Here is a 23,840-nt window from a genome sequence, read left to right as displayed (position 1 = left end):
CCAAAAAGAGGGCGAGGGCGGCATGATCATCTGGGGCATTTTCTGGGGCGCGGTGCTGGGCTCGTGGTTCGGCGGCTACGGCGACTTCGGGCCGTTTGTGGGCGGCATTCTGGGCTTTTTCGCCGGGCTGTCGTTGCGCTGGGCGATCCGCTCGGCCATCCGCATCGAGCTGCAGGCGCACGCTACCAAGGCCACCGCCCAGCCCACGCGGGCACCGCAGGCGGCTGCGGTTGCCGAAGACCGGTCTGAGGCGGCGGCGCCCGTGCCGCAAGGGCCCGTGCCACACGCACCCCCTCCACCACCCACCCCCAGCGACGATCCTCGGGATGCGGACGACGTTTTTTGGGCCAGCGAACTCACGCCCCAAGGCCTGCCGCGTATCCCTTCGTCGGCCCCGGCGTCGGCCCCGGTGGTCGCCCGCGCGGACGCGCCCGCCGAGCCCCGCAAGACAACAACCCAGCCCGCCCCACCCAACCCCGTCGAGCTGGCCGTGCTCGCGGCCAAGAACTGGCTCCTGGGCGGCAACACCATCGTGCGCGTGGGCCTGGTGATCCTTTTCATCGGCCTGTCTTTCCTCGCACGCTACGCCGCCTCGGCCGGGCTGCTGCCGGTCGAGTTCCGCCTGGCAGCGGTTGCCGCGGTAGGTATTGCGCTGCTGGGGGTGGGGTTCCGCAAGCGCACCGACAAGCCCGGCTTTGCGCTGGCCCTGCAGGGCGGCGGCGTGGCGGTGATGTACCTCACCGTGTTTGCGGCCTTCCGGCTCTATGGGCTGTTGCCGCCGCTCTGGGCCTTCGGGTTGATGATCGCGGTCTGCGCGGCCAGCTGCGCGCTGGCGCTGCTGCAGGATTCGCGCGCGCTCGCGGTGGCGGCGTTCGCCGGGGGCTTTGCGGCGCCCATCCTGCTGTCCACCGGCCAGGGCAGCCACGTGGGCCTGTTCAGCTACTACACCCTGCTCAACCTGGCGATTCTCTTCATCGCCCACCAGCGCTCCTGGCGCGTGCTCAACGTGGTGGGTTTTGTCGCCACCTTTGGCGTGGCCACGGCCTGGGGGGCGCTCAAGTATGTGCCCGCTCACTACGCCAGCACGCAACCCTTCCTCGCGGGCTTTGTGCTGATCTACCTCGCCACCGCCATCCTCTATGCGCGCAACACGCCCACGAAGCTGGGCAAGACGGTGGACAGCATGCTGGTCTTCGGCACGCCGCTGGTGGGTTTTGGGCTGCAGGCCGGGCTGGTGCAGCCGTTTGAGCTGGGCGCGGCCTTCTCGGCGCTGGCCTTTGCTGCGCTCTACCTGCTGACCGCGACCGTGCTGGTGCGCCGCGCGCAAGCCAGCTGGCGCCTGCTCACCGAATGTTTCATCGCCATCGGCGTGGGCTTTGCCACGCTGGCCGTGCCGCTCGCGCTGGATGCGCAGTGGACCTCGGCGGTGTGGGCGCTCGAAGGCGCGGGCGCCTTCTGGGTCGGCATGCGCCAGGCGCGCTGGATGCCGCGGGCCTTTGGCCTGGTGCTGCAGGTCGTCGCCATGCTGGCGTTCATGAGCGGTGTGGACGGCGGGGGCCTGCAGGTCTCGCCCCTGCCGCTGGCCAACCCGGCCTTCCTGGGTGCGATGCTGATTGCGCTGCCCGCGCTGCTGCTGGCCTGGTGGCTGCGCCAGCCGCTGTCACACAGCGGTTCGGCCTGGGCCCAGGGCTATGCCAGGGTGGAGGTGCTGCTGCCCAATCCGGCCTACCTCTACGGCTTTGTCTTCTGGTGCCTGGCCTGGTGGCTGGAGATCACGCGGCGCGTGCCTAGCCTGGAGGCGGGCCAGTGGCCCGTGCCGGTGTTCTCGGACCGCGTTGCCGAACTGCTGGGCATGTTGGCCGTGGTGCTGAGCGCCGCGCTGTCGATGGTGCTTGGCCTGCGCACGCGCTGGGCCGTGGCCACCTGGCCTGCGCGCGCCACCATCGGCGTGCTGGCGCTGGGGTTCGTGGCGCAGGTGGTGGACGGCCACCGCGTGCTGAACACGCCCGCCTGGGCCGTGTGGCCCATTGTGCTGGCGCTGCATGGGTGGATGCTGCGGCAGACCGATCGCTGGCAGGCGGCGGACGCTGAGGGCCCGTCCGCCCAAAGCGCGCCGCGCTTCGGCTGGTTCCACGCCGCCACGGCCTGGCTGGTGACCTTGCTGCTGGCCGACTGCCTGTGGTCCGGCATCGGCAAGGCCGAGCTGTGGCGCACCTCGTGGGCCGGTGTGGTCCTGCTGGTCAGCGCGATTGCGGTGCTGATGCTGCTCGCGCTCTGGGCAGGCCGTGGCAACCAGCCTGCGGCACGCGCGGCGCTGCCCTGGCCGCTGAACCCCCATGCCGAGGCCTACTACTGGCTGGCCGCCCTGCCCCTGGCGGTGCTGGTGTTCGGGGGCGCGCTGCTGGCCGCCGTGCATTCGTCCGGACACACGGCGCCGCTGCCCTACATCCCGCTGCTCAACCCCACCGACCTGACCCTGGCGCTCGCGCTGGGCGGCCTGGTGTTCTGGCGGCGCGTGCTGCTCGCAGCGCTGCCGCCCCCGGCCCGCTCGGGCGGGCTCACCGGGCGCCATGCGCTGGTGGCCTTGGCGCTGCTCGCGTTCATCGTGATCAACACCGTGTGGCTGCGGGTGGCCCACCACTTCTTTGGCGTACGCTGGGATGCCTCGGCGCTGTTCAACAGCTTTGTGGTGCAGACCGGCTACGCTATCCTGTGGACGCTGCTGGCGCTCAGCATGATGGTGCTGGCACACCGCTGCGTGCAGCGGCCGCTGTGGCTGGTGGGCGCGGGCCTGCTGGGCGTGGTGGTGGTCAAGCTGCTGCTGATCGATCTGTCCAACGCGGGGGGGGCCGAACGCATCATTGCCTTCATCGCCGTGGGTGTGCTGATGCTGGTGGTGGGCTACTTTGCGCCGCTGCCGCCCAAGGCTGCGGCCCCTGCGGAGCCTGCTGCGCCACCGCCATCGCAACCAGAAACACTGCCATGAAGAAGCCTGTCGCCCTGAACCTGCCCCTGGTGCTGGCCGCAGCCGCCTTGTCCCTGTGCGCCGGCGTGGCCCAGGCGGCGGCCGATGCCAACAGCCCTGCGGCCTACGCCATCCGCGTTCCTGTCACGCTCGCGGCCGATGCGCCGCTGCAGCGCGTGGTGCTGCCCGCCGAGGTGCTGGTGCGCCTGCAAAGCCCGGGCTATGCCGATGTGCGCCTCTTCAACGGCGCGGGCCAGCCCGTGCCGATGGCCCTGGCCGGTGTGGCGGCGGCCAGCGCGCCCGAGGAATTGGTGACCTTGCCCGCGTATCCCATCCTGGGCGCCGCCAGCACGGGCACGGCCGGGCTGGAGGGGCTGTCGCTGCGCATCGAGGAGCGCCAGGGCCAGCGTGTGGTGCAGATCGACACGGCCGCCACGACCACCACGGCAGGCCCTGCCACCCCGCAGGCCGTGCGCGGCGCGCTGCTCGACGCGCGCAATGTGCAGCTGCCCGTGGCCCGCATGGCTCTGGACGTGGATCTGCCTGCGGGCCAACCCGTGACGTTCCGGGTGCAGGCCAGCAAGGACCTCAAACATTGGCAGCCACTGGCCGAGACCGTGCTCTACCGTGCCGACGCGGCAGCGGCGCCCACGGCACCAGGCCGCCTGGGCAACGAGCAGATCGACCTGCAGCGCGCCGACCTGAAGGGCCACTACCTGCGCGTGACCTGGGGCGACGCCGCCGTGACCCTGCGCGGCGCCACGCTGGCCACCTCGCGCAGCACGGGCCCGCGCGAGCGCGTCAGCGCCAGCATGGCCACGCCCGCCCTGGCCAACCCGCGCGAGCTGGTGTTTGCGCTGCCGTTTGCCACACCGGTCGCCGCGCTCGCCATCACGCCGCCCGGCAGCAATGTGCTGATTCCGGTGCGCGTGCTGGGCCGCAACCACCGCGAGCAGCCCTGGTCGCCACTGGCCAGTGCCGTGGTCTACAAGATGGCAACCGGCGGCAAGGAACAGGCCAGCGGGCCCGTGGAGCTGGGCGGCATCTCAGTGCGCGAGATCAAGATCGAAGCCGACCCCAAGACCCCCGGTTTTGCTGCCGCGCCCGCTTTGGCGCTGCAGTTCGAGCCCGCGCAGCTGGTGTTCCTGGCCAGCGGACAGGGGCCCTTCACGCTGGCGGCAGGGCTGCCCGGGGCCACGGCTGCGGCCAGCGCCTTCCTGCCCCTGGCCAGCCTGGTGCCGGGCTACCAGCCCGCGCAGGAGAACCAACTGCCCGTGGCGCTGGCCGATGTGGCACGGGCTGACATCACCGGCGGCCAGCCCGCAGACGGCGCGCAGGTGCCCGCTGCGGCGGCCAGCGGCGGCATCTCCACGCGCAGCGCCGTGTTGTGGGGCGTGCTGCTGGCGGGCGTGGCGGCACTCGGGCTCATGGCCTGGCTGCTGCTGCGGCAAACCAAACAGGCGGGCCACCAGGCCCCTGCTGCGCCGACCGATGCGGCGTGACGAGACGCGCGGGACATGCCTGCAGTCGGCTATTTAGCGCGGAACCACCACAGCCGCGCCAACCGTCGCACAATGCGCAGACATGCCGCCATTGCCGTCCCACGAAAGCACGCGCAGCGTTGCGCCCCCGCCCTCCCCTGATGCCCCGGACCTGAGCCCGGGCGCCCCGCCGCAGAGCGATGCGGCTGCAGACCGTGCCGCGCGTGCGGATCTGGCGCATGGCACCGAAGAGTCCGTCGCCGCCCAGTTTGGGGACAGCGCGGCGCTGAACCAGGCGGCTTCGCTCTCACCGTTTGCGCCCTTGTCGGTGCCTGTGTTCCGCATGCTCTGGCTCACCTGGGTGGCGGCCAACACCTGCATGTGGATGAACGACGTGGCGGCCGCCTGGCTCATGACCACGCTCACCACCTCGCCCGTGCTGGTGGCGCTGGTGCAGACCGCTTCCACGCTGCCCGTGTTCCTGCTGGGCCTGCCCAGCGGTGCGCTGGCCGACATCCTGGACCGGCGCCGTTACTTCATCGCCACGCAGTTTTGGGTCGCGGCCGTGGCGCTGGTGCTGTGTGTGGCCATCCTGGCCGGAGGCATGACGGCGCCGCTGCTGCTGGCGCTCACCTTTGCCAACGGCATCGGCCTGGCCATGCGCTGGCCGGTGTTTGCGGCCATCGTGCCGGAGCTGGTCAGCCGCCCGCAGCTGCCCGCCGCACTGGCGCTCAACGGCGTTGCCATGAACGCCTCGCGCATCATCGGCCCGCTGCTGGCGGGCGCCATCATCGCCAGCGCGGGCAGCGCCTGGGTGTTTGTGCTCAACGCTGTGCTGTCCATCCTCTCGGGCCTGGTCATCATGCGCTGGAAGCGGGTGCACACACCCAGCCCGCTGGGCCGCGAGCGTCTGACCAGCGCCATGCGCGTGGGCCTGCAGTTCGTGCGCCAGTCGCCGCGCATGCGGGCCGTGCTGTGGCGCATCTCCATCTTCTTTCTGCACGCCACCGCGCTGCTGGCCCTGCTGCCGCTGCTGGCCAAGGGGCTCGAAGGCGGCGGCGCGGGCACCTTCACGCTGCTGCTGGCCAGCATGGGCGCGGGCGCCATCATGGCGGCCATGTTCTTGCCGCGCCTGCGCCAGGCCATGGCGCGCGATGTGCTGGTGATACGCGGCACGGCGCTGCAGGCCGCCGCCACGGGCGTGATGGCCGTGGCGCCCAATGTGTACGTGGCCGTGCCCGCGATGTTCGTGGCTGGCATGGCGTGGATCACCACGGCCAACTCGCTGTCGGTGTCTGCCCAGCTCGCGCTGCCCAACTGGGTGCGCGCGCGTGGCATGTCCATCTACCAGATGGCCATCATGGGCTCCACCGCGCTGGGCGCCGCCGTGTGGGGCCAGGTGGCCACGCTCACCGATGTGCATGTGAGCCTGGGCATTGCCGCCGCCACCGGCGTGGTGGCCATGCTGCTGGTGCAGCGCCTGGTGGCCGACCGCAGCATGGAGGAAGACCTGAGCCCCTCGCGCGCCTTCAAGGCGCCCGTGGCCGACACACCGCCGGGATCAGGGCACCTGGTGGTCACCATCGAATACTTCATCGACCCCGCCCGCGCCGCTGAATTTCGCGCCGTGATGCAGGAAAGCCGCAGGAGCCGTCTGCGCCAGGGCGCCCTGGGCTGGCAGCTGCTGCACGACATCAGCCAGCCCGCGCGGTATGTGGAGCGCATCGAGGACGAGTCTTGGACGGAGCACCTGCGCCGCTTTGACCGCGTGACCGCCTCGGATGTGGCGCTGCGGGACCGCAAGCTGGCGTTTCATGTGGGCGATGCGCCGCCCCGGGTGACGCGCTGGGCGGTGGAGCAATGAGGGGCCTCCCCGGGTAGCTATAAATCACCCGCGCATGCCGCTGGTGCAGACAATGCGGTAGCCCGAAAAAAAGGGAACACACGATGGTGTTCCCTTTCAATAGGAGCGTGCAACGCCCCGAAGCCAATGAGCGGCTGTTGGATCAGTCGGGCGAACCGGCCCAGATATCGGAACGCAAGCCCGTATCTGCACCCACGGTAGCAGACTTCGCGCTCGTCGCCTTTGCCGTGACGTCGGTCACGGAGACGGAGACCGGGCGCAGCGCATCGCCGCCGGAAACTTCACGCGAAGTCACACAAAACCAATCGCCTGGCATCGCCAAGATCACTGTGCCAGCATCACTTTCGCGCCCTGGATTGCGGCCCAGCCATCCTGCAGTATTTATCCGGACGGGTTTACCGCTAGCGTCGATAGATGTGGAATTCCAGTCGTCGTTGCTTCCGGTGGAGTTGTCGCTGAATCGGATCACCAGCGTGGGGTTGGAGTCGACAGCCTTGCCTTCTGCCAGGACGACGAACACTTTGCTGCCGTCCGGCAACGTCTTCCCACCTACGCCCACAATCGTGCACGCTGCTGTCGGCGTGTTCTGCGATTGCACTGCGTTCGTGCTGATATTGAGCAGTTCAGCATGCGCACCAGCAGCCATCACCAAACCCAAGCTCATCCCCAAAACGCTCTTCAAAATACCGTGTCGCATGCTGCGATCCTCTCATTGTTAATAACAAACACGATCTGTGCTGGGGCACAGACCTCCTCCCTGTCTTCGGCGCTGGAACAGAACAACTGCCATCGCCATGACGCCACCATGGCACCGCAAGGAAGCCCACGCCGACGCAGGCCTGGCAGGTTCGGCGCCCCTGCACTCCGCTGTCAAAAGCGGCGGCTTTGTGCCATCCGTGTGCTTCGCGCGGTTCTTGGCCGGCGAAGTGTTACGGCGGCGATAGGCCCTTGGTCGCCCAGTGAGCCACTACCTGCCGAAGACGAGCGCAGATTCTCAAGGGCCAATCTGGTATTGGTGCCGTTGACTTTGTAGTCTTCTGTAAATGCACCCTGCCCGCAGGAATGGCTGTTTACAGGTGGTCTTGCAACGTCTGCACGTGGGGCGATGCGGGTGGCTTAGTGGCTTCGTTTCTCGAGTGCCTCTTACAACGCGTCACAAAAACTCCATCGGTTTCACCATCCTGCTCCGGGGCATGTGGGGCTGGCCATTGCTGCATGGCATCAGCCAGTCCGTTCGGTTTTTGGAACGCATCCGCGAGGAAGCCCGGACGGAACACCTGCTGTGCTTTATCGGGTGATGGCTGTATGACGTGGCGCAGCGGGGCCACACGCTGGGGCTTTATGGGGGATGCGCCGCCGAGGGGGACAAGGTGGGCGTTGGCGGCCGTGGGCTGGGTTTTGTGCGATTTGAGATGTTTTTGGTCGCTAGCGCTTGTGGGGTAAGCGCTATAAGCTATAAATTTTGCAGCATTGTGGCTTGCCTCACCCGGCCCCTCGGGCTGAACGCTCCCGGCCTGTGCGACTCGGATTGAAAATCCCGGCCCATGACCTTTATTTTTCAGATGCTCTACCAACTGCATCCGCTGCTTCCACTCGCGTATTTGATCGTGCTGGGGAACGGGGTTCTTGCCCCCGCTATCTATTGCGCCGCGCGCGGTATCCCGTATGACATCACGAAGATCTGGTCGTTGGCCAAGCACGGCCAGGTCGGCGCGAGATATACCGTGATCTCGTGGGCCGCATTTGCCGCAGCGTCGGTCTTGGTTCTCGTTCTGTATGGGGTGAGATGAACCTATGAATCTCCTCGCGCGCTCCCGCCTGCTGCTTTCTTTCCTGTGTATCGTCCCCTGCGTCCACGCCGCCTCCGACCCAGCCCTGCTCGGCTGCTGGCGCGCCGCCAAAATCGTGCTGACTACCCCCGATGGCGAAAAGGCCGAAGACACTTCCGGCCGCTGCACCCTGCAGTTCAAGGAAGATCAGTTCGAATCGACCTGCAAGACCGCCAGCGGGACGGCCACTACCACGTACCGTTACCAGGTCGTCCGCCCCCAGGTGTATGCGGCCACCATGGCGGGCAGCACTTTCAGGACGGAGATGGTGGGCTCGACGCGCGAGTACGAGTACCACATCACGGGCGATCAACTGCGTACTGTGACCGTGCCCCCAGCCATGGCGTTCGCGGCGGCGGCTGCGGCCCAGCGGGTGGAAACCGAAGCGGCAAGGGCGCCGTGCCCGTGAACCCGGCGGCCAACCACTGGGCGTAGGTTCGCAGAGGGGTTGAGAGTTTGCTATTAATCTAATAGCTATTGGCGCTTGCTGAATAGGCGCTGGCGGTCAAAATCATCCAGCAATCATCGGGGCCACAACGCCCACAGACGCAGGTTCTGCTTCAGGCGCCCGGCGATGTCGCCCGCTTCCGCGCCCCAGCCAGTGAAGAAGTCTGCACGCACCGCCCCCAGGATGGCGCTGCCCGTGTCCTGCGCCAGCACCATGCGATTGAGCTGCACCTGCGGGCCGCTGGAGGCCAGCCAGACGGGTGTGCCGTACGGGATGCTCTGGCGGTCCACGGCGATGGAGCGGCCGGGGGTGAGCGGTACACCCTGGGCGCCGCGCGGGCCGAAGCCTGCGTCCAGCGGGTTCAGAGGCTCCTCGCGAAAGAACACATAGCGCGGGTTGGTCCACATCAGCTCGTTGGTGCGCTGGGGGTTGGCGGCCAGCCAGGCCCGGATGCCGGGCCAGGTGGCGTCGCGGGTGTAGCCCTGGTCCAGCAGCCAGCGGCCGATGCTCTGGTAGGGCTGGTCGTTGGTGCCCGCGTAAGCCACGCGCACCAGCGACACCGCGCCGTCTGCCTCGGCGATGCGCAGGCGGCCCGAGCCCTGGATGTGCAGCACCATCGATTCCACCGGGTCGCGCAGCCAGGCGATGGCGCGGCCCGCGAGCGCGGCCTGCGCTTCCGGCAGGGTCTCGATCTGCTGGCGCGTGTACCAGGGCTTGCGGGCCCCAAGGCTGGTTGGTACGCGGTAGATGGGCACGGTAAACCCATTGCCTGGCTGGCGGGTGGCCTCCATCATCGGCTCGTAGTACGCGGTGAGCAGGCCTTCGGGGTTGCCGTCGGTTGCTTCAACGCGGTAGGGCTGCAGGCGGGCGATGAGCCACGCGCGTTGCTCGTCGGCGGTGGCAATGCTGAGCTGGCGCACTTCGCTGCACAGCGCGGTGAAGGGGGGCTGGGGGCGTTCGCAGCTCTTGATCCAGGCGTTCCAGGCCTCGTGCAACGCATCGTCGGCAAAGCCCGGCAGCTCGGCCCAGCGCACGGGAATCCAGCGGCTTTTGGGCTGAGACATCGGTGGCGGCAGCGGGCCGGTGTCGCCGGGCAGCACCACGGTGCTGGGCGGTGGTGGCGCGGGGATGGCCCCGGGGCGGGAGGGGCTTGGGGCAGGGGGCGTGGAGCAGGCGGCCAGCGTTCCTACAATCAGCGCCGTCAAAGCAACGCGCAGGAGTGTCAATTTCATGGGGCTGATTTTGCTTGAAGCGCTGCTGGCGCTGGTGTTGCTGGTGGCCATCGTCTGGTGGACGATGTTCTCGGGCCGCAAGGGTGGCGAGCTGCAGCCGCCGCCGCAGGAGCCTTTGCCTCCACCGCCAGCGGCATCCCCCGAGGCTGCTCCCCCACCACCTCCGGCGCAATGACCTTGCTCGCGTGCGGGCAGCGGGCCCAGGCGGCTTCGTCCTACAGCCAGGGTGCCGCTGTGCCGATGGTGCCCCGGCCCGGCTGCAGCCACGATGGCGATGAGCTGGGCGCACCCGATGCCTAGGCCCACCACAGGCCATGCGGCACGCGATCGGAAGTCCCGAAGCGCCCAGCTCCGTTGAATCTTTCAAGGAGCACCACCATGCGCAAACACATTCTTCTCGGCGCCACCGCCGTCATCGTTCTGGCCACTGGCTGTGCCAGCATGGACGACACCCAGCGCCGTACCGCCACCGGAGCCGGCGTGGGCGCGCTGGCAGGCGCCGTCATCGGCTCGGCCACCGGCGGCAGCGCTGGCACCGGGGCAGTGGTAGGTGCCGGTGTGGGGGCCCTGGGCACCTACATCTGGTCGCAGAACATGGAGCGCCAGAAGCGCGAGATGGAGCAGGCCACGCGAGGCACCGGCATCGGCGTGACGCAGACAGCCGACAACCAGCTCATGCTCAACATCCCCAGCGACATTTCGTTTGCCGTGGGCCGTTCGGACATCCAGCCCAATTTCGCGCCCGTGCTCGACCAGTTCGCTGCCGGGCTGCGCAACAACCCCAACACCGATGTCCGCATCGTCGGCCACACCGACAACACGGGCAGCGACGCCATCAACAACCCGCTCTCGATGGACCGCGCTGCCAGCACGCGCAGCTATCTCACGGGGCGGGGCGTGGATGGGCGCCGCATCGCCATCGATGGAATGGGGGAGCGGTATCCCATCGCCACGAACGAGTCGGCCGACGGCCGGGCGCGCAATCGGCGCGTGGAGATCTTTGTGGGCGAGCGCCCACGCGGGTAAGCAACCACGCCCGAGAGGGCGTGGGGAGGGCGCGCAGAGCCCTACTTCTCTGTGCGCAGCAGGTTGGCCAACTCCACGGCCGACTTGACCTGCATCTTGTCGAACACGCGTGAGCGGTGCACCTCCACCGTGCGCACGCTGATATCGAGCTGGTCAGCAATCAGCTTGTTGGGCAGGCCCGCCACCACGAGGTCCATCACATCGCGCTCGCGGTCCGTCAGATCGCGCAGGCGCACCCGAAGGTCGCTGCGCTCACGCAGTTGCGCCAGGCGCTCGGCCGACTTGGCCAGCGCCTGCTCCACACGGTCTACCAGCGCGTTGTCGGAAAACGGCTTTTCGCAGAAATCAAACGCGCCCCGCTTGACGGTGTCCACGGCAGTGGGCACGTCCGCGTGGCCGGTCAGGAAGATCACCGGCATGGTGGCCAGGTCACCGCGCACCGCCAGCAGGTCGAACAGCGCCAGGCCGCTCATGCCGGGCATGCGCACGTCCAGCAGCAGGCAGCAGGGCTGGCGCTGCGCGGGCCGGCTTGAGAGCATGGCGTCAAAGGCCTCGGCACTCTCAAAGGACTCGCTGAATAGCCTGCGCGAACGCAACAGCCACGCCAGCGCTTCGCGCACGCTGGCGTCGTCGTCCACGATGTACACGGTGGCGTTGGTGGTGGGCTCCATGGTTCAACTCGGTTATCTGGTGGATTGTCGGTTACGCGCAGTCGCGGCAACTGGCGCGGCCGGGGCGAAGCCGCCGCGCAAGGGCCGCCCCGCCGCGCTGGTGGCGACCCCCTTCCCGCGCGCAGCGCGAGAGAAGGGGGAAGTGACGCAGTCGCTCAGGGGGTTGCCGCTGGCAACGTGAAGGTAAACACCGTACCACGCGGTTCATGGGGCGCAAATCCGAGAAAACCGCCATGCTGCTCGATCACCGTGCGGCACATGCTCAGCCCCAGACCCATGCCCTCGGGGCGGGTGGTGAAAAACGGGGTGAAAAGCCTTTCGGCTACGTCCTGGGGAATGCCCGATCCCAGGTCGGTCACCGCAAACTCGATCCAGCCGCTGTGCTGGTTCGACGCCGCACGCCGCACCCGAATGTCCAGAATGCGCGTGGGTAGGGCGGGGTCGTCCATGGCCTGCATGGCATTGCGCGCCAGGTTGAGCAGCACCTGCTCGACCATGGTGCGGTCGCACAACACGGGGGGCAGGTGGGGCTCCAGCGAGGTGTTCACGCGCACCCCCAGCTTGCGTGCCTGCAGGCTCACCAGCGGCAGGATGGCATCGAGCAACTGCTGCGCGTACACCGCTTCGCGCGCCTGGTCGCGGCGGCGCACAAAGTCGTGGACGCTCTTGATCACTTTGCCTGCGCGTTCGGCTTGCCGCGCAATATGTTGCATGGCCATGCGCACATCCTGCAGCTGCTCGGCATGGGCAGCGGCGCCTGCGCCCTGCTCTGCCGGTGTGGGCGCCTCCAGCAGGTTGATGGAGCCGGTGGCATAGCTGGAAATGGCGGCCAGGGGCTGATTGAGTTCGTGGCTCAGCAGCGAGGCCATTTCGCCGACGGTGGCCAGGCGGGCGGTGGCCTGCAGCCGCTCTTGTGACGCCCGCGACAGCTCTTCCACCCGCCGCTGCTCGCTGATGTCGAGGAACGCGCTCATCCAGCCCGTGTGCAGGCCCTGGGCGTTGATGAGCGGGGCCTCGATGATCAGCACAGGGAAGCGGGTGCCGTCCTTGCGCATGAATTCGGACTCGAAACCCTCGCGCGGCGGCATGGTGCCCGCAAAGCGGATGGCCTGGCGCTGGCGATACTCCTCCACCCGCTCGGGGGGCCAGTAGGGCGCGGTCACGCTTTGGCCCAGCAGCTCCGGCGCGCTGAACCCCACCATGGCGCAGAAGGCCGGGTTGACATAGGTGATGCGGCCTTCCAGATCGCGGGCGCGCAGGCCTGTGACCAGCGAGTCCTCCATGGCCTTGCGAAACGCCAGCGCGTCGGCCAGGTCGCGCTCGGCGCGCAGGCGCCTGCGGTTGTCGCGCACCAGCACCACCATCACGGTGACCAGCGCAATCGACATGGCGGTGACCAGCGCGGTCAGCACGTTGGGGAACAGGCTGGGCGCGCTGTGCCAGGTGTCCATGCGCAGCACCAGGGTGCTGCCAGGTAGATCGAGCAGGTGCGTGGCCGTGAACATGCGCGAGCCGCGGCGCGCGGCGCCCAGCACGGCCAGCCGGGTGCCGTCGGCCTCGGTGAACGAGGCCTCCTGGCTGCGGGTGAGGTTGTGCGCCACCAGGTTGATCAGCACGTCCTGCAGCGAATACGTGACCACCAGGAAACCCGTGCTGCGCCCGCCCGAGGTGAGCGGCAGGCACAGCTCCATCATCTCCGAGCCCAGCCCGTCGCCGTGGGGCTGAAAGTAGCTGCTTGAATAGGCTGGGCTGCTCAGGCGGCGTGCGTTGGCGCAGGCAATGGCGGCGTCGGACTGGTTACCCTCGCGCAGCCGTGCGTCCCAGGCCACGGGTCGGTAGGGCGACTGGGCATGGGTGCGTACCCGTAGGTCGGCATCGCGCCACTCGATGCGCACGAGCTCCCGCCGGTTGCGCAGCAGCTCGGCTGCATCGACCTCCCAGGCCAGCTGGCCCGGGTCGCCCGCGTGCAGGGCCTGCAGGCTTTGCAGGTTGCGCGTAAGCGCCACGCGGATGTCGGACACCGCGTCGGCCGTGTCACGCTCCAGGCGCGACTGCACCTGACTGGCCTCGTAGCGCCCCGCAAGCCACACCATGGTGGCGAGCATGGAGATCACCAGGGCTACCAGCAGGGTCCACAGCGACCAGCGCCGCCATGCGCCGCGCCAGCGTCTGAAGAGTGTGCGCTGCTGCGGGATCTTCACAGGACGCGGTGCGACAAGGCGGGCAACTGCAGGCGAACGTCGCGCAGGCGCTGCGGGTCCACCACACCCGACACCACGCCCGCGAGCTGGTCCTGCTGGGCGAGCACGGTGCCCCAGGGGTCCACCAGCATGCTGTGGCCCCAGGTGTGCCGCCCGTTTTCGTGCACACCGCCCTGTGCGGGCGCCAGCACATACGCCAGGTTTTCTACGGCGCGGGCGCGCAGCAGCAGCTCCCAGTGCGCCTGGCCGGTGGTGTGGGTGAACGCGCTGGGCACGAGCAGCAGGTCTGCGCCTGCGCTGGCGTGGGCGCGGTACAGCTCGGGAAAGCGCAGGTCATAGCACACCGAGAGGCCCACGCGCCAGCAGTGGCCGTCGCGCGATGGCAGCTCGAACTGCACGGGGGTGTTGCCCGCTTCGATGACCCGGCCTTCGTGGAACTGCTCGCGCCCGTTGTCAAAGTAGAAAAGGTGAATCTTGTCGTAGCGTGCCACGCAGTCGCCAGCGGGGTTGAACACCAGGGTGGTGTTGCGCACCCGGTCGGGTGTGTTGGCCACCAGCGGCAAGGTGCCCCCCACAATCCACATCTGCAGCTCGCGTGCCGCGCTGGCCAGAAAGTGCTGGATACGGCCCTCGCCCGGTGCTTCGCGCAGGGCGATCTTGTCGGTGTCCTTGTGGCCCATCACGCAGAAGTATTCGGGCAGCACGGCCAGCTCGGCACCTGCGCTGGCGGCCTGCTCCAGCAGGGCGCGTGCAGCGCGCAGATTGTCGTCGAGCCGGGTGCAGGACACCATCTGGATCGCAGCAACTTTCATCATGACGGTTCTCCGGTGCGGGGTGCGCTGGGGCGTGTGGGCGTGCCGGTTGCAGGGCCTGCCTCGCGGTTGCGGCGGGCCACGCGCACCACGCGGGGGTCCGTCCAGGTGCCATCGATGCGGAACTCCTGCGTGGCCGCCTCGATCAGCGGGCCGCGCAGAAATACCTGGGCCAGGAAGCTGCCCAGCCCAATGACCGGGTTGATGGCTGTGGCCACCAGGGACGCGGTCATGGCGTTGATCTCGGGCACCACCACCACGCGCAGGTCCTGGGTTTCCTGGTCGATGTTGGCGCTGCCCTCCATCAGCACGGCGGCGTTGACGCCCTTCATCTGCAGATTGTTCGTGGTGGCCACGCCCTGCTCGATGCGCACATCGCCCCGGACAAAGTCGAACGCAAAACCCTCGCTGAACACGTCGCGGAAGTCGAGCGTCAGGCGGCGTGGCAGCGATTGCAGGCTCAGCACGCCCAGCAGCTTGGCCAGGCCCGGGTCGGCCTTGAGGAACTGGCCGGACTCCACGTTCAGGTTGATCTGCCCGGTCATGCTGCGGTAGTCAGGGCTGAACGGCGCGCCGATCCAGGCCACCTGCCCTTCCATGCGGCCCTTGCCACGCCGGACCACATTGGCCATGCCCATGCGGCCCAGCAGGTCGCCCGAGTCGCGGATGTCCAGCTTGAAGTTGAGCACCGTGCGCCGCTCCGGTGTGCGAGGCCCCACCCCTGCAGTGTTCAGCACCGCCCAGTTGCCGTTGGCAGTGAAGTTCGCCTCGGGCGCCAGGATATTGAATTTGGAGAGGCGCCATTCGCGCTGCGTGCCATCTCCGCCCCGGTTCTGCGCTTCTATCTCCACACGCCCGAGGCGTTTGCCGCGCAGTTCAAAGTCATCCACCACGATGTCCAGCGCGGGCAGGGCGCCGGGCTGCTCGTCCAGCAGGGCCTCGACCTGGGTGACGTCGCTCTGGGGCATGTTCACGCGCGAGAGCCGCGCAAACAGGCGCCCGTTGGGGTGTTCGGCGCCGCCTGGCTGGCGGTATTCCAGATAGCCGTTGAGTTCTGTGGCGTCGAGGTTGGCACGCCAGGTGGTGCCGTCCCGCAGCGCGCCGGCCACGATGTTGTGCAGGGTGCGACCCTGCAACGTGAGTTCGCGGGCGCGCAAGGCCAGTGTGGTGGGCAGGTAGTCCTGCGCCGTGCTGGGCGTTCCCGTTGAGCCTGGCGATCCGGGTGCGGTCGCGGGGCGTGCAGCGGGTTCGCTGCCGGTTGCCTGGGTCAGCACGTCTTCCCAGGCATCCACATCGAGCTTGCCCTGGCTGATGTTGGCCGCCACACCCTGCGCGGGCACCGGGGCGGATTCCCCGCCCGACAGGCCGATGCCGATGGCACCGCGCAGCACCCGGGCCTGGGGCCCGCCCAGATCCCGAATGTAAGTGGCCGAGCCCAGTGCGCCCAGGTCCAGCGTGATCTGATCGCGCAAAGGCGGGGCTTCGGAGCCATTTCCAGCCTGCGTAAGGCCCACCAGCGATTCGCGGGCCACCTGGGTTTCAAACCGCATTGGCAGGCTGCCTTCGGCCGTCTTGCCCAGCGGGGCGGGCAGCGCCAGCGCCAGCCCCTGTAGGCTGGTGGTCACCTGCACCTCCGGCACGCCACGGCGAAACGCAAGCGCCATGGAATACGCGGTGCTGCCCGTGGCGCGGCGCGCCAGCTGCGAGAGCATGCCCAGTTGTGATGCCTGCTGCAGCCCTTCGGCCGTGGCGGTGCCCTGTGCGCGAAGCTGCACGGCCGATTCGGTGGCCGGGGCATTGGAGGGCAGAGCGCGCATGCCGCCCTCCAGCCGGACAGCGCCGCCCAGTGCCTGGGCCTGCACGGTATTGAGCGAAAAACCGCCTTCGGTGAACTGTACCACGCCCCGCACCCGGCTCAGCGTCGGGGTGTCGGGGGTAATGCGCAGTTCGTTGCCCGCCAGCGTGACGCTGCCCTGGACCTTGGATTTTTCGATGTCGCTGATCGGCAAGGTCAGGCGCAACTTGAAATCTGCGTTGCCGGTGCCGCTGGCCTGCTCCAGTGCATTGCCGGTCATCCGGCCCAAAGGCGACGTGTTCATGAGCGTGAGCAGCTCGGTCAGCGGCCCCCGGGCATCGGCACTGACACCCACCACGGTATGGGAGAGGTCTGGAATCTTGGCGTCCACCTTCGACAGGCGCAGGCCCAGGCGTCCCGCAAAACTGCCACTGGCGCCGCGCACCTGCATGGAGGAGCGTTCAAAGATCAGCTCCCCCGCGAGCTCCGTCAATGCAGGCCACGGCAACGTATTGGCCGGTTGCAGCTGCGTAGGGACGTAGGCGTAGGTGACATCCTTCACGCGGGCTGCGATGCGAAATTCGCCTTGTTTGGGGTCGTCGAAAGGCAGGTGGTGCAGATCCCCTTTGACGCGGAACTGCACGTTGCTCGCGCTGCCCGCCACCACGGCGTCGCGCACATAGTGGCGCGACTCCTGGGGGATGGACAGCGGCAGGTAGCGGTGCACACGGGTCCCGTCCGCCCGGTTCAGGGTGCCTGTGAGGTCCAGCACCCCCGGAAAGCGAGAGCGGTGTGCCACCTTGCCCGCATCGCTGGTATGCCAGGTGGCCCGGGCCTCGCCCTGGGCGTCGGCATTGGCAAACTGCACGTCGGTGGCCTGCACGGCGATGCGGTCGCCATCGAGTTGCCAGCGCACATCGGCGCTGAGCCGGTCCAGCGGCAGCACCGGGTCTTCGAACACGCCGGGCAGCACCAGCGCGCCGGAGGCAATGGTCAGCGCCGCCTTGCCGCCCGCCTGGGTCATGTCGATGTCTACCGTGGCACCCCGCAGGCCCAGTTGGGTGGACGCGCTGGCGGGAGCGTCGCCTGCCAGCGCCAATCCGCGAATGCGCCCGCGTACTTGATACTGCTGCAGGTTTTCGAGAGGGCCTTTCCAGGTGGCCTGGATCTCGTCCACGAGCCCGTGGGGTGAATAGGTGCGCACGGCCTCATGTGCCGTGGCGCCCAGGGGCAGGCGGCTGGCGACCTGCGCCAGGGCAGCCAGGTCCAGGCGGTCGGCGCGGAACTCGCCTTGCGCGGGAGCCTTGCCGGCCGCTGCCGTGTGCACAAGCCGGACGTTGCCTCCGGGCCAGGTGAGACCATCGTCCGTCTTGAATTGCAGCGCCTGGGTCGAGAATTCGAACCCCCCGTTCAGTCGGCGTCCACCCAGCCGCCCCTGAATGGACGGCAGCACCAGCGCCTGTAAGCCTGCACCCAGTGTGGCATTGACATCGGCCAGCGCCAGGTCGGCTGTGCCGCCCACAATCTGCCCGCGCTGCACATCGGCCCAGGCTCGCAGCGCGCCCCGGCCCTGTGCGATATCCACGCCCACATCGGCATGGTGGCGCAGCCGCGAGACGTCCACCCGGGAAAAGTCGGCGAAGACCTGCCCATTCCAGTGTTTCCAGTTGCCGTCGCGCGCGCGCAGCAAGGGGGCGCGGAACAGCCCCGTCACCGTGAAGCGGTCTCCCCAGGCTTCGGGCGGCGTGGCATCCAGCCGCATGTGATGGTGCCAGTTGCCGTTGCGCAAGAGCAGGTCCACCTTCTCCAGCGCAAGCTCCGGGGCGCCGCGCTGCTCATCCGTCCAGCGCACCGTGCCACCCCGGATGAACACCTCGCCCTGTGAAAACAGCCAATCGGCGGCGGCGTTGTCCTCGCCCTGCTGCTGGGAGAAATCCAGACCCGCCACCTGGATGCGGCCGTCCGCAGTGCGGCGCACATCCAGCTCGGGCTCTTCGATGTACAGCTGCTCGAATCCGCCCTTGAGCAGGGAGCGCGGCGACAGCGCCACCACCACCCGTGGAAGGCGCAGGGCAGAGCGGCGGGCAGCGTCCAGCAGGGTGACATCCGAGAGTTCAATGGAAGGGATCAGGCCTTCGGTGTGCGCCGCGATGGCACCGATCTGGACAGGAACCCCCAGCGCCCGTGCGGCATGCGCCTCCAGCTGTGGGCGGAAATCACCGATTCGCGGCACAATCCAGCCATGAAGGGCCCCCCACGCGATGGTCAGCAGCAGCCAGAAGGCCAGCAGCAAGCCCAGCGACCACCGCGCGAGACCTGCCACAATTTTCAGCAGGCGGGTGGGGTGCGTGGTGGGATCGATCATGGTGGGATTGAATGTGGCAGGAATTATGACCCGCAGGCTTAGCGCGGGTTCACTACAAACCAGTGTTCTTATGTACGCAGCGTTGCGCTGCGGCTGCCATGTCGATCCCGTATCCTGAATCCCCCTGCAATCCCTCCGCGACCTTTGTTCACGGGGCCGCGCACTCGCGTTTCTATCAGCGCCTGCATCGCCGCTACGAGGCTGACCTGCTGCTCCTGCCGCCCGGTGTTCCCCGGTGGCCCAGCATGGAGCAGGCCTACGACGCGCTGCGCGCACGCGGTTGTGACACGGGCACCGCGCTCCGGGTGCTGCGCCAGCTGGTCATGGAGCGGCTGATCCAGATGGATTGCGAGGCGCAGGCTCCGCTGGCGGACATTACCAGCGCGGTCACCGAGCTGGCCGAACTGGCGCTGGACAGGGCCTGCCGGCATGCCCGCCAGGAGCTGGACGAGCGCCACGGCGCGCCGCGCGGGCCGGACGGCCAGCCCGTGCAGCTGTGGATCATCGGCATGGGCAAGCTCGGTGCCCGCGAACTGAACGTCTCCAGCGACATCGACCTGATCTACGTGTACGAGCACGATGGCGAAACGGCGGGCACGGCTGATGGCCGGGGGCGCATCTCGAACCACGAATACTTTGCACGTGCGGTCAAGGCCATCTACAGCCTGGTGGGCGACACCACCGAACACGGATTTGTGTTCCGCGTGGACCTGGCGCTGCGCCCCAATGGCAACTCCGGCCCGCCTTCGGTCTCGTTGTCGGCGCTGGAGGAATACCTGCAGCTGCATGGGCGCGAGTGGGAGCGTTTTGCCTGGCTCAAGAGCCGGGTGGTGGCACCGCGTGATTGCATTGCCAGCCCTGAGGTTCAGGCGCTGCGCGGTGTGGTGCTGCCCTTTGTGTTCCGCCGCTACCTGGACTACAGCGTGTTCGATGCGCTGCGGGTGCTGCACCGCCAGATCCGGGACCATGCCGCCAAGCGCAGCGCGGGCCACCCGGAGCGCGCCAACGACGTCAAGCTCTCGCGGGGCGGCATTCGTGAGATCGAGTTCACGGTTCAGCTGCTGCAGGTGGTGCGGGGCGGCCAGTTCCCCGAGTTGCGCCGCCGCCCCACGCTTGATGCGCTCACCCGCCTGTCCCAGGCGGGTCTGATGCCGCAGGAAACGGCTGATGCGCTCGCGCGGGCCTACGTCTTCTTGCGCCGTGTGGAGCACCGCATCCAGTACCTGGATGACCAGCAGACCCATGTGCTGCCCACGCGCGATGACGATCTTGCGTGGATCGCGCACACCCTGGGGTATCCCGATTGCTGCGCCTTCCTGCACGAGCTGGACGCGCACCGTGAACTGGTGGCCCAGGAATTCGACACCCTGCTGGGCGGGGCGGGCAAGAAGCAGTGCAATGGCGGAGGCTGTGGCGGCCCCCGCGCTGCGGCAGCAGCCCCCCCCGAATTCGACACGCTGCTGGAGCAGTTGCCGCCCGGATTTCGCGAGCGCGTTGCCGAGTGGCGCAACCACCCGCGCGTGGCGGGGCTGCGCGACGAAGCCCGTGCCCGCCTGTTCCGGCTGGTGCAGCGCACCGCACAGTGGCTCAAGGAAGGCCGCGTCACCGAGGAGGCCGCCCTGCGCCTTGCCAACTGGCTGGAGCCGCTGCTGCGCCGCGAGAGCTATCTGGCGCTGCTGCTGGAGCGCCCGTCCGTGCACGAGCAATTGCTGCACCTGCTGGGTGCGGCCAAATGGCCCGCCCGCTACCTGCTGCAGCACCCCGGCGTCATCGATGAACTGGTGGGGGATTCGCTGCTCGCCGAACGTTTTGTGGTGGCCGACTTCGAGCGCGAACTGGCAGTGCGGCTCGCGTCGCTGCAGTCCACGGGCGAGGACGATGACGAAACCTTGCTCAACCTGCTGCGCCGTGCCCAGCACGCGGAAACCTTCCGCACCCTCGCGCGCGACGTGGAGCGGCGCATCACCGTCGAGCAGGTGGCGGATGACCTGTCCGCCCTGGCTGACAGCGTGCTGCGCATCACGGCCCAATGGTGCTGGAGCCGGCTCAAGACGCGCCACCGCGAGAGCCCGCAGTTCGCCATCATTGGCTACGGCAAGCTGGGCGGCAAGGAACTGGGCTACGGCAGCGATCTGGACATCGTCTTTGTGTTCGATGACGACGACGAACGCGCCCCCGAGGTCTACGCGGCCTTTGTGCGCAAGCTCATCAACTGGCTCACCGTGAAGACGGGTGAAGGCGATCTGTACGAGATCGACACTGCGTTGCGGCCCAATGGCAGCTCAGGTCTGCTGGTCACGAGCTTCGAGGCCTACGCCAACTACCAGCAGCGCCGGGGCAGCAACACCGCGTGGACCTGGGAGCACCAGGCCATGACACGCGCGCGTTTTGTGATGGGCAGCGAGGCCTTGCAGGCGCGCTTCGATGCCGTGCGGGAGGCCGTTATCACCTCCGAACGCGACCCTGCCGCCCTGCGTGAGGAAATCGTGGCCATGCGCGAGCGTGTGCGCGCAGCGCACCCCACGCGCGACGGGCAGTTCGATGTGAAACACAGTCCGGGCGGCATGGTGGATGCGGAGTTTGCCGTTCAATACCTGGTGCTCTCGCAGTCTGCAAACCACCCGGAGCTGGTGGGCAATGTGGGCAACATCGCGCTGCTGCAGCGCGCCGAGCAGGTGCGGCTGTTGCCCCCTGGCGTGGGTGTGGCGGCTGCGGATGCGTACCGCGAACTGCGGCGCGTGCAACACGTGGCGCGCCTGGACGAGGCGCCCACCCAGGTTGCCCCCCCCGCACTGCAGGCCGAGCGCGATGCGGTGCTGGCCCTGTGGAGGTCCGTGTTCGGTTGAGTCGCACCAAGGTGTGACGTTTTGTTGCATTTTTGCGGGCTGAATTTTCCGCGTGGCATCGCTAATTCAAACGGTTGTTTGAATTCTGGTGTGTAATCCGGTGCCATGAGTTTCGGCGCCCATTTCATTCCCGCAGCCCAGCGCACCGCCCGCAGTGATGGAGAAGACACGCGCGTGCGCCTGCTGCGCGCCGCGCTGCAGCTGTTTTCCGAGCGGGGCTTTGCACAGACCTCGGTGCGTGCCATTGCCGAAGCCGCCGGCACCAACGTGGCAGCGATCGCCTACCATTTTGGCGACAAGGCGCGCCTCTACACAGCCACGTTCTACGAGCCCTTCGGCAGCGGCAGCGACCTCATCCCGGTGTTTGCCGACCCTGCGCTGACCTTGCAGCAGGCGCTGGCCGCCTACTTCGGTGGCTTTCTGGAGCCGCTCAAGCACGATGACCTTGTGACCCAGTCGCTGCGCTTGCACGTGCGCGAGCTGCTGGACCCTACCCATGTGTGGCCCGAGCTCATCGAGCGCGAGTGCCGGGCACCCCATCTGGCGCTAGTCCAAGTGCTGTGCCGCCACATGGGCGTGGCCGCAGCGGACGACGACATGCACCGCCTCGCCTTCTCGCTGGCCGGGCTGGTTATGCAGATGTGGACCCAGCGCGACCCGCTGCAGGCTATTGCACCGCAGCTGGCGGGGTCTGGGGCTGTGGACGAATGGGTGGACCGGCTGACCGGTTACGCCCTGAGCATGGTGCAGGGCGAGATCGCCAGGCGGCAGGCCGTACAACAGCCCGCGCGCCGCAGTACTTCACGGAATTCGCACAAGGAATCCAACGCATGACTTTGAGCAAGACCCGATTCTTCTGGGCCACCTGCCTGCCCCTGGCCCTGGGCGCCTGTGCCATCACAGCGCCTCCCGCCCAAGTGCCCACCACTCCACCTGTGGCGTGGCAGGCGCCCTTGCCGCACCAGGGCTCTTTGGGGGATCTGACCCGATGGTGGACGCAGCTGGGCGACCCGCTGCTCGTGGAGTTGATCGACGCGGCCCAGGCCGTCAGCCCCGGTGTGGCGCAGGCCCAATCCCGCATTGCGCAGGCCCGGGCCACGCACGTGGCCAGCCGCGCCGCGCTGCTGCCGTCGCTCGATGCGCAGGCCAGCGCCAGCCGAGGTTTCAACGAACAGCTTGCAGGCATCGCGACCACGGCGCAGGCCGGGCTGCAGGCGAGCTGGGAGATTGACCTCTTTGGTGCGAACCGCGCTACCAAGACCGCTGCCGATGAGCGGCTGGCGGGCGCACAGGCGCTGTGGCACGAGGCGCGCGTGAGCGTGGCCGCCGAGGTGGCGCAGCAGACGAGCAGCCTGCGCACCTGCCTGGAGCAGCTGCGCGTGGCCGAGCGCGATGCGCAGTCGCGTGGCGAAACCTCGCGCCTGTCAGGTCTTAGCGAACGCGCCGGCTTCACGGCGCCCGCCACGGCTGCCCTGGCCCGTGCCAGCGCCGCCGAAGCGCAGGCGCGTGCATCGCAGCAGCGCATGCAGTGCGACGTGGAGGTCAAGACCCTGGTGGCACTGACCGGGTGGGAGGAGCCGGCGCTGCGTTCGCGCCTGTCCACGCCTGCCGCCACAGCCCCCGACACCCTGTTCGCCGTCGCCACGCTACCCGCCCAGGTGCTGGCCCAGCGCCCTGATGTGTACAACGCCGAGCGCGAAGTCGCCGCTGCCAGTGCCGAAGTGGGCAGCGCCCAGGCCCAGCGTTACCCGCGCCTGTCTCTCAGCGGCTCGGTGGGCACGGCGTGGGTGCGCAGCGGTGGCGTGACCACCGACCTGAACACCTGGACCATCGGCCCGCTGGCGCTCAGCGTGCCGCTGTTCGATGGTGGCCGGCGCGGCGCGCAGGTGGACGCGGCGCAGGCGCGCTATGACGAAGCCGCCGCGCTCTACCGCGCCAAGGTGCGCCAGGCCGTGAGCGAGGTCGAACAGGCGCTGGTGCGGCTGCAGAGCACGGCCGAGCGCAGCACCAGCGCGCGAACGGCGGCTGCGGGCTATCGCACATCTTTCGATGCCACCGAAGCGCGCTGGCGCGGCGGCCTGGCGAGTCTGGTGGAGCTGGAAGACGCACGGCGCACATCCCTGGCGGCCGAGAACGCGCTGATCGCGCTGCAGCATGAACGCCAGGCCGCCTGGGTTGCGCTGTACCGCGCCGCAGGCGGTGGATGGGACGGGCAGACCACCACCACGGCAGCCTCCCCTTCTGCTGCGGCTACCGCCGCACGCTGAATGAAAAACCGGGGGGTGGGCTGATCGCTCACCCTTTC

General features: G+C 68.3%; 17 protein-coding genes. 11 read left to right on the top strand and 6 right to left on the bottom strand.

What is annotated here, in order from left to right; all coding sequences use genetic code 11:
- Window positions 1-22: 22 nt before the first annotated feature.
- From ACSQ22_RS02860 to ACSQ22_RS02850, 3 genes are all read left to right on the top strand, one after another.
- Window positions 23-2,986: a DUF2339 domain-containing protein gene (locus ACSQ22_RS02860; protein WP_436129370.1), complete on the top strand. Its 2,964-nt coding sequence runs from the start codon at window positions 23-25 to the stop codon at window positions 2,984-2,986.
- A complete protein-coding gene (locus tag ACSQ22_RS02855; RefSeq protein WP_436129369.1) occupies window positions 2,983-4,467 on the top strand; it encodes a DUF3999 domain-containing protein in 1,485 nt (494 codons plus the stop codon). The genes ACSQ22_RS02860 and ACSQ22_RS02855 overlap by 4 nt, the downstream gene beginning before the upstream one ends.
- Window positions 4,468-4,549: 82 nt before the next feature.
- Window positions 4,550-6,310: an MFS transporter gene (locus ACSQ22_RS02850; RefSeq protein ID WP_436129368.1), complete on the top strand. Its 1,761-nt coding sequence runs from the start codon at window positions 4,550-4,552 to the stop codon at window positions 6,308-6,310.
- 142 nt (window positions 6,311-6,452) lie between these two features.
- Here the strand turns inward: ACSQ22_RS02850 and ACSQ22_RS02845 are convergent, their stop codons facing one another.
- A complete protein-coding gene (locus ACSQ22_RS02845) occupies window positions 6,453-7,007 on the bottom strand; it encodes a hypothetical protein (RefSeq protein ID WP_436129367.1) in 555 nt (184 codons plus the stop codon).
- Window positions 7,008-7,854: 847 nt separating this feature from the next.
- Between ACSQ22_RS02845 and ACSQ22_RS02840 the strand changes: the two genes are divergently transcribed.
- Together ACSQ22_RS02840 and ACSQ22_RS02835 are read left to right on the top strand one after the other, a co-directional pair.
- Window positions 7,855-8,100 (top strand): hypothetical protein, encoded by a 246-nt coding sequence (locus ACSQ22_RS02840; RefSeq protein WP_436129366.1) that lies wholly within the window; start codon window positions 7,855-7,857, stop codon window positions 8,098-8,100.
- A 115-nt stretch (window positions 8,101-8,215) separates the two neighbouring features.
- Window positions 8,216-8,548: a hypothetical protein gene (locus ACSQ22_RS02835; protein WP_436129365.1), complete on the top strand. Its 333-nt coding sequence runs from the start codon at window positions 8,216-8,218 to the stop codon at window positions 8,546-8,548.
- A 113-nt stretch (window positions 8,549-8,661) separates the two neighbouring features.
- On the opposite strand, the gene mltA is transcribed toward ACSQ22_RS02835, so the two are convergent.
- Window positions 8,662-9,885 (bottom strand): murein transglycosylase A, encoded by a 1,224-nt coding sequence (mltA, locus tag ACSQ22_RS02830; RefSeq protein ID WP_436129635.1) that lies wholly within the window; start codon window positions 9,883-9,885, stop codon window positions 8,662-8,664.
- On the opposite strand from mltA, the gene ACSQ22_RS02825 reads away from it, so the two are divergent.
- The 3 genes from ACSQ22_RS02825 (at window position 9,818) to ACSQ22_RS02815 (ending at window position 10,845) form a co-directional block, all read left to right on the top strand.
- The gene (locus tag ACSQ22_RS02825; protein ID WP_176885330.1) at window positions 9,818-9,994 is read left to right on the top strand and encodes a hypothetical protein; all 177 of its coding nucleotides are present in this window, start codon (window positions 9,818-9,820) and stop codon (window positions 9,992-9,994) included. The two genes, mltA and ACSQ22_RS02825, sit on opposite strands and share 68 nt — an antisense overlap.
- Window positions 9,991-10,119 (top strand): hypothetical protein, encoded by a 129-nt coding sequence (locus ACSQ22_RS02820; protein ID WP_436129364.1) that lies wholly within the window; start codon window positions 9,991-9,993, stop codon window positions 10,117-10,119. Before ACSQ22_RS02825 ends, ACSQ22_RS02820 begins: the two co-directional genes overlap by 4 nt.
- A gap of 78 nt (window positions 10,120-10,197) precedes the next feature.
- Window positions 10,198-10,845 (top strand): OmpA family protein, encoded by a 648-nt coding sequence (locus tag ACSQ22_RS02815; protein ID WP_055394716.1) that lies wholly within the window; start codon window positions 10,198-10,200, stop codon window positions 10,843-10,845.
- Between the two features lie 41 nt (window positions 10,846-10,886).
- On the opposite strand, the gene ACSQ22_RS02810 is transcribed toward ACSQ22_RS02815, so the two are convergent.
- The 4 genes from ACSQ22_RS02810 to ACSQ22_RS02795 form a co-directional block, all read right to left on the bottom strand.
- Complete coding sequence (locus tag ACSQ22_RS02810) at window positions 10,887-11,516, bottom strand: response regulator transcription factor (protein WP_436129363.1); 630 nt, start codon at window positions 11,514-11,516, stop codon at window positions 10,887-10,889.
- A 155-nt stretch (window positions 11,517-11,671) separates the two neighbouring features.
- On the bottom strand, window positions 11,672-13,717 hold the full coding sequence (locus tag ACSQ22_RS02805) for a two-component system sensor histidine kinase NtrB (RefSeq protein ID WP_436129362.1): 2,046 nt from the start codon (window positions 13,715-13,717) through the stop codon (window positions 11,672-11,674).
- Window positions 13,714-14,529, bottom strand: coding sequence for a carbon-nitrogen hydrolase family protein (locus ACSQ22_RS02800; protein WP_436129634.1), 816 nt, complete (start codon window positions 14,527-14,529; stop codon window positions 13,714-13,716). The genes ACSQ22_RS02805 and ACSQ22_RS02800 overlap by 4 nt, the downstream gene beginning before the upstream one ends.
- Complete coding sequence (locus ACSQ22_RS02795; protein ID WP_436129361.1) at window positions 14,529-18,689, bottom strand: YhdP family protein; 4,161 nt, start codon at window positions 18,687-18,689, stop codon at window positions 14,529-14,531. Before ACSQ22_RS02795 ends, ACSQ22_RS02800 begins: the two co-directional genes overlap by 1 nt.
- A gap of 98 nt (window positions 18,690-18,787) precedes the next feature.
- On the opposite strand from ACSQ22_RS02795, the gene glnE reads away from it, so the two are divergent.
- The 3 genes from glnE (at window position 18,788) to ACSQ22_RS02780 (ending at window position 23,802) form a co-directional block, all read left to right on the top strand.
- Window positions 18,788-21,535, top strand: coding sequence for a bifunctional [glutamate--ammonia ligase]-adenylyl-L-tyrosine phosphorylase/[glutamate--ammonia-ligase] adenylyltransferase (glnE, locus tag ACSQ22_RS02790; protein ID WP_436129360.1), 2,748 nt, complete (start codon window positions 18,788-18,790; stop codon window positions 21,533-21,535).
- 105 nt (window positions 21,536-21,640) lie between these two features.
- Window positions 21,641-22,369 carry a TetR/AcrR family transcriptional regulator gene (locus tag ACSQ22_RS02785; protein ID WP_176887534.1) on the top strand — a complete coding sequence of 243 codons (729 nt, stop codon included), beginning with the start codon at window positions 21,641-21,643 and terminating at the stop codon, window positions 22,367-22,369.
- The gene (locus tag ACSQ22_RS02780; protein WP_436129359.1) at window positions 22,366-23,802 is read left to right on the top strand and encodes an efflux transporter outer membrane subunit; all 1,437 of its coding nucleotides are present in this window, start codon (window positions 22,366-22,368) and stop codon (window positions 23,800-23,802) included. Before ACSQ22_RS02785 ends, ACSQ22_RS02780 begins: the two co-directional genes overlap by 4 nt.
- Window positions 23,803-23,840 lie beyond the last annotated feature (38 nt).

Source organism: Acidovorax sp. LjRoot38, assembly GCF_964252975.1.
GTDB lineage: Bacteria > Pseudomonadota > Gammaproteobacteria > Burkholderiales > Burkholderiaceae_C > Acidovorax > Acidovorax facilis.
Note: the sequence above shows the minus strand (reverse complement) of the source record. Positions and strands in the feature narration are given on the sequence as shown.

Excerpts from the sequence above, each read along its gene's own strand:
- glnE (WP_436129360.1), top strand. The coding sequence starts at position 18,788 with ATGTCGATCCCGTATCCTGAATCCCCCTGCAATCCCTCCGCGACCTTT.
- ACSQ22_RS02850 (WP_436129368.1), top strand. The coding sequence starts at position 4,550 with ATGCCGCCATTGCCGTCCCACGAAAGCACGCGCAGCGTTGCGCCCCCG.
- ACSQ22_RS02815 (WP_055394716.1), top strand. The coding sequence starts at position 10,198 with ATGCGCAAACACATTCTTCTCGGCGCCACCGCCGTCATCGTTCTGGCC.
- ACSQ22_RS02840 (WP_436129366.1), top strand. The coding sequence starts at position 7,855 with ATGACCTTTATTTTTCAGATGCTCTACCAACTGCATCCGCTGCTTCCA.
- ACSQ22_RS02855 (WP_436129369.1), top strand. The coding sequence starts at position 2,983 with ATGAAGAAGCCTGTCGCCCTGAACCTGCCCCTGGTGCTGGCCGCAGCC.
- ACSQ22_RS02810 (WP_436129363.1), bottom strand. The coding sequence starts at position 11,516 with ATGGAGCCCACCACCAACGCCACCGTGTACATCGTGGACGACGACGCC.
- ACSQ22_RS02845 (WP_436129367.1), bottom strand. The coding sequence starts at position 7,007 with ATGCGACACGGTATTTTGAAGAGCGTTTTGGGGATGAGCTTGGGTTTG.
- ACSQ22_RS02785 (WP_176887534.1), top strand. The coding sequence starts at position 21,641 with ATGAGTTTCGGCGCCCATTTCATTCCCGCAGCCCAGCGCACCGCCCGC.
- ACSQ22_RS02860 (WP_436129370.1), top strand. The coding sequence starts at position 23 with ATGATCATCTGGGGCATTTTCTGGGGCGCGGTGCTGGGCTCGTGGTTC.
- ACSQ22_RS02795 (WP_436129361.1), bottom strand. The coding sequence starts at position 18,689 with ATGATCGATCCCACCACGCACCCCACCCGCCTGCTGAAAATTGTGGCA.
- ACSQ22_RS02800 (WP_436129634.1), bottom strand. The coding sequence starts at position 14,529 with ATGAAAGTTGCTGCGATCCAGATGGTGTCCTGCACCCGGCTCGACGAC.
- ACSQ22_RS02780 (WP_436129359.1), top strand. The coding sequence starts at position 22,366 with ATGACTTTGAGCAAGACCCGATTCTTCTGGGCCACCTGCCTGCCCCTG.
- ACSQ22_RS02825 (WP_176885330.1), top strand. The coding sequence starts at position 9,818 with ATGGGGCTGATTTTGCTTGAAGCGCTGCTGGCGCTGGTGTTGCTGGTG.
- ACSQ22_RS02820 (WP_436129364.1), top strand. The coding sequence starts at position 9,991 with ATGACCTTGCTCGCGTGCGGGCAGCGGGCCCAGGCGGCTTCGTCCTAC.